Origin of the sequence: Acerihabitans arboris (assembly GCF_010131535.1) — a bacterium.
GTDB classification, from domain to species: domain Bacteria; phylum Pseudomonadota; class Gammaproteobacteria; order Enterobacterales; family Enterobacteriaceae; genus Acerihabitans; species Acerihabitans arboris.
Genome location: NZ_WUBS01000039.1, coordinates 1 through 4,739, shown reverse-complemented (window position 1 = coordinate 4,739; position 4,739 = coordinate 1). Strand labels below are relative to the sequence as shown.

6 protein-coding genes and 1 pseudogene are annotated in these 4,739 nt (G+C 48.8%); 4 read left to right on the top strand and 3 right to left on the bottom strand.

The window, feature by feature from the left end:
* Window positions 1–114 precede the first annotated feature (114 nt).
* A complete protein-coding gene (locus tag GRH90_RS26015; protein ID WP_178113377.1) occupies window positions 115–279 on the top strand; it encodes a hypothetical protein in 165 nt (54 codons plus the stop codon).
* Between the two features lie 296 nt (window positions 280–575).
* Here GRH90_RS26015 and GRH90_RS25680 read toward each other — a convergent pair whose 3' ends face one another.
* The 3 genes from GRH90_RS25680 to GRH90_RS25670 all read right to left on the bottom strand — a co-directional run bounded on the left by GRH90_RS25680 (window position 576) and on the right by GRH90_RS25670 (window position 2,564).
* Complete coding sequence (locus tag GRH90_RS25680) at window positions 576–848, bottom strand: hypothetical protein (RefSeq protein ID WP_162368796.1); 273 nt, start codon at window positions 846–848, stop codon at window positions 576–578.
* Window positions 849–1,063: 215 nt separating this feature from the next.
* Entirely contained in the window at window positions 1,064–1,309 is a 246-nt protein-coding gene (locus GRH90_RS26010; RefSeq protein WP_178113376.1) for a hypothetical protein, read from the bottom strand.
* Window positions 1,310–1,691: 382 nt separating this feature from the next.
* The gene (locus GRH90_RS25670) at window positions 1,692–2,564 is read right to left on the bottom strand and encodes a LysR family transcriptional regulator (RefSeq protein WP_162368795.1); all 873 of its coding nucleotides are present in this window, start codon (window positions 2,562–2,564) and stop codon (window positions 1,692–1,694) included.
* A gap of 95 nt (window positions 2,565–2,659) precedes the next feature.
* Here GRH90_RS25670 and GRH90_RS25665 point away from each other — a divergent pair, with 95 nt between their 5' ends.
* The 3 genes and pseudogenes from GRH90_RS25665 to GRH90_RS25655 all read left to right on the top strand — a co-directional run.
* Window positions 2,660–3,664 carry a nitrilase family protein gene (locus GRH90_RS25665; RefSeq protein ID WP_162368794.1) on the top strand — a complete coding sequence of 335 codons (1,005 nt, stop codon included), beginning with the start codon at window positions 2,660–2,662 and terminating at the stop codon, window positions 3,662–3,664.
* Between the two features lie 279 nt (window positions 3,665–3,943).
* Window positions 3,944–4,351, top strand: coding sequence for a TetR/AcrR family transcriptional regulator (locus GRH90_RS25660; RefSeq protein WP_162368793.1), 408 nt, complete (start codon window positions 3,944–3,946; stop codon window positions 4,349–4,351).
* A 268-nt stretch (window positions 4,352–4,619) separates the two neighbouring features.
* Window positions 4,620–4,739: pseudogene (locus GRH90_RS25655) on the top strand (galactonate dehydratase); the annotation flags it as partial.

Here is a 4,739-nt window from a genome sequence, read left to right as displayed (position 1 = left end):
CGCAAGGCAGGAATGTTATCGGCAAAGAGTGCGTCAGATGACGCGATAATGAGCGGACGTTAAAACGATAAACAGTGGACAACGGAAACGTTGAAAAGGGGCCACCGCTTCACGATGTTGACAGAACAAATAGCCCAGTGGAAACAGGACCTTCACCAGACGCCACAAGCCGATGCCCGTCAGTCGCAAAAGCAGGCCCAAAGGAAAATCAAAGGGCTGGAGCGTGAATTGGCGCGCAAGGAAAAGGCCCTGGCGGAGGCGGCTGCGCTGCTGGGGTAGCAACACTCGTACCATTCCAAGCACCTTTAGCACAAAGAAGCCTTACTATTTTAAGTGATGGAATTATTGATGATCTATGTCTCATCTTATCGCCTCCTGACTTTAGTGTTTTAAAATAATCATTTTCCTTCCACCCAAAAAACGTAACGCTATAGCACATTTAAGATTAGAAGAAATAATAATGGCAATATTATCCAATACAATAAAACAGAAGAGCTAAAAAAAGCAATTTGATATAATTAATATTTTTGAAAAAAAAAGCCAATTATTGGAGCGGCAATAGCATACGAAAATGCCTATCCTGAGATTAACAAAGTGGCTTTATCTGTAGTAGTATCAAAAGCCACTGCTAGAGGAGGAAGCATTGATGCTAATATAAACTCTGCTACACCAACAAAAAAAACGGTAGCCGCTAATATTGTTAATTTTAACTTAAGGAAGAATTGTTCAACTTGATTATTTTCTCTCAAAAAAGTAGCCTTCCCTTTGCGTAAGAATAGGATGTGACCATTGATAAAAACCTCGATAATAATTATTATCCTGCCAAGTTTTATATCTAAAAAATTCATTCGCAAACAAATCTCCAGCGGTCAAATCTAGTTTTTTTGGTATTTTTATGAAAAAAAATCCGTGCTCAATGACTCTTTCAAATCCATCGCTTTAACTAAAAATTTGTTTACCATTTGGGATTGAAGCGTTAGCCCATTCATAAATAGTATGACCTCCAAGTTGCATTGAGTTAAAGACAAGTGTCATTATAATCATACATACGTTTAACTTCTTGTTAGGCAAATTCAGCCATGCTTTGAATCCATATAGGACCAGGATTAGGTAAATCTCTATACACGTCACCTGAGATATCGCTATCGAGAAACATTGCGTATGAATGTCTTCCCTGCTCATCTGAGCGATATGTTTGAACAACACCGTGAACATTGGCATGAACTTTATTTGTAAAAGACTCTGTTAAGATCTCAATAGAACTTCCAAAATTAATGATAAAATATCCTTCTTCTGGGTTAATAGCCAAAAGATTATTATCAATATAAGCTAATAATCCAGGAGCTGGGGATCCTTAATACGGTAACCCAGCCCGAGTCACGATGGAATTTACATCCTCGAGTATGCTTGCTTGATCAATAGTGATTTAAAGAAATCATTTGATGGCCTTGGTCATCTGTTAGTCCGTTTGTTATTTTTCTCCAATATTGCGCGTCTATATTTGCAATACCATAGCACCTTTTTTAGAATCGAAAGACCACGCTTTGCCATTTTTTCTGCTAGTAAAAAAGCATATCCAGGAAGCATCATCCAATTTTTTCTTTCAAGATATAAAAGGAGAGGATATTGCCAGGAGTTTTTTTGACGAATCAGCCGTTGGCATACAGCAGAACGTCTATATACCAGCCGTATTAAGGCTCCGCTGCTGCCGTCACTATCTTTACAAAACTATCCCGCAAAACATCCTGAATATCCGGGTTCCACGCAATCCCAATCAGCCATCTGGCATATTCCCCCTCGACTTGCATAAGTTTCAGGCCGGCAGGCAAGATATGGCTGACTCCGGCGGGCAGTAATGCCACACCATTTCCGGCCGCGACCAATGCCAGTAAGGTTTGAATATCGTCAGCAACGGACACCGCCCTGGCGTTGAGTTTATTCTCCCTGAGAAAACAGGCTGTTTGAACCACCAGTCCATGCCCACGGTGGGCGGTTATCTGCAGGAGCTGATGGGACTCAAGTATAGCCCGGAGATTAGCGGGATCCGCGCTAAGCTCAGGGGGGATGACAAGGACCAGCCTCTCTTCCATCAGCACTTCGACTTTCAGAGGCTCGGGTGCTGGCAGACGTATAAATCCGGCCTGAAGCTGCCCGTCCAGCAACATCCGGCACTGCACGTCGGAAGGAATATCGTTCAGGTAGACTTCGACATGCGGAAACAGCCCGCGAAAAGCGGTCACCTGCGCGGGGGCAAGCTGAAATGACGATATGCCAAATCCCAGAGCCAGCCTACCCGCGCTCCCGTTTTGTACCTTGCGCATATATTCGCGGAACTCATCATACTGTTGCAGTAATGCGCAGGCTCTGAAACAGAGCTGCCGGCCGGCGACGGTTAGTTTCGCCCCCTGGCGACCACGCTGAAAAAGAGTTATTCCCGCCAGATGCTCCAACGTCTGAATCTGCTTTGTCAGGGCGGGTTGTGTCAGGCACAGGATCTCCGCAGCAGAATGATAACGCCCCTGCTGAGCCAGTGTAACGAACGCGCGCAACAGCTTAATATCCATTCCAGTTGGTTATCAAAATCCGGAGTAATCGTGATTATACAGTTTCGCACCTGTCTGATTAAATTGACACCGGTTTCCAGTTGAGGAGAGAGGATATGAAACAAAGTCTTCGGGTTGCGACAGTCCAGTTCAGCCACCGGGCCAGTGACAAGCAATATAATCTTTCGGTGATTGAGGCGTTTATCCATCAGGCCAACCGTCAGGGCATCAGGATACTAACCTTCCCCGAAATGTGTATTACCGGCTATTGGCATGTTCCCGACCTTACCACTGAAGAAGTGGCGGCGCTGGCGGAACGGATTGACAGCAGCCCGTCCCTGGCACGAATCACCTTACTGGCAAAAAAATATGAGATGGCGATCGGCGTGGGATTTATCGAACGGGGAAACGACGGGCTGCTTTATAACGCTTATGCGATATGCATGCCGGACTGCCTTGTGCATGTACACCGCAAACTGCACGCTTTCGAGCACCCGGATTTTGTCAGGGGGAACAGCTTTACCGTATTCGATACCCCTTGGGGAGTGCGCGTCGGCATTCTTATCTGCTGGGATAACAATCTGGTTGAGAACGTGCGCGCAACGGCCCTGCTTGGCGCTGATATCCTGGTGGCGCCGCACCAGACGGGCGGTACCAACTCCCGCAGCCCGTATGGAATGAAGCCAATCCCTGTTGCGCTCTGGGAAAACAGGCATAACGATCCGGTGGCCCTGGAGGCGGCGTTTCGCGGTGACAACGGGCGCGGCTGGCTGATGCGCTGGCTGCCCGCCAGAGCTCATGACAATGGTTTATTTATCCTGTTCAGCAATGGAGTCGGCCTGGATAACGGTGAGATTCGTACGGGTAACGCCATGATCCTCGATCCCTATGGCCGTATCATTGAAGAAACCTGCTCATTTGAAGATACGATGGTAAGTACCGATCTCGATTTGAACCTGCTTGCCATGTCCACCGGTAGAAGATGGATCCACGGCCGCCGGCCCGAGCTGTATGGTATTTTATGTGAGTCGCAGGGTTATGAACGCGATGCCCGGAGCGCGAGATTTTCTACGGATATCCCTGATTTTGAAAAAAGCAAAGGCATGCAAGACCAGGCTTAAGTTTAAACAATCCGCAACAAAGAGCGCTCATGTCACTCCCTGCAGGTACAGGATTTCCTGGGAGATACGCCGGCAAGGGCGAGCATCGGATCATCCGCGCTCCAGATAAGAGCCTGGCCGATGGTCTGATCGCTAACGATCCGATAGCCACGGGAAGGCCGCCCACGCGATCGGGAAGATGGCCAAAGAGCACGCGGACCAGCACGAATCCGCAGCCGAAAGCCGTCAGGCCAAGCCCGGCATGAGTCCATTCCTGATGCAGGAAATAGAGGGCGAAAAATGCGCCAATGGCGACAAACCACCGAATTGCTGCGCAGCATCCTCGATGATGACCGGAAGCCACCGCTGGCACGGTTGCGTATATTGGTGCACGCGTTCATTCGCTCGGAATGCGAGGAGGCTGAGATGCGGGTGGCGCTAAACGATGCCGCTCCACTCTATCGGGATGTCCCCGAGGCGCATGAGGCACAGGCGGCGATCGACCAGGCTGTCCAGACCTTCATGCAGGAGGTGCTGCCCAATGCGTCGATAGCAACCCGCGCGCTGGCAAGCGATCTGATCATGACGACACTCAGTACCGTGGGGAAACATTTTTCCACCAGTCCCCGGACCTTCGCGGAGATCAAAACCTACTCTGACGCCATGGCGGATATGTTCTGCGCCTATCTCGAAGGCATTGAAAATTGATGCAATACAATAAAAGGCGACTTCACCGCCGCGGTCGCCTTGCTGCGTCTCGTCGCCGGACTTTGGAAAACGGCGGCCGCTCCGGTCTGTTTGATGACCGGTTTTTTCGTGTTGCCCCCCATTTCCTTCCTTAATCCACGCCGGTTAATGTCCTGTTCGCCGTCAGTGAATTCTAACGATGAATTGTCCAAAGTGCGATCTTCATCGTAGTACAACATAAAATTATGGTGCTACAATCCATGGCATATTATTGCTGAGGAATTGACCTATGAAAGTAACCAAACTCACCACCTATCGGCTGCCGCCGCGCTGGATGTTCTTAAAAATCGAGACCGACGAAGGCATCGTCGGCTGGGGCGAGCCGGTCATCGAAGGCCGGGCCAAAAGC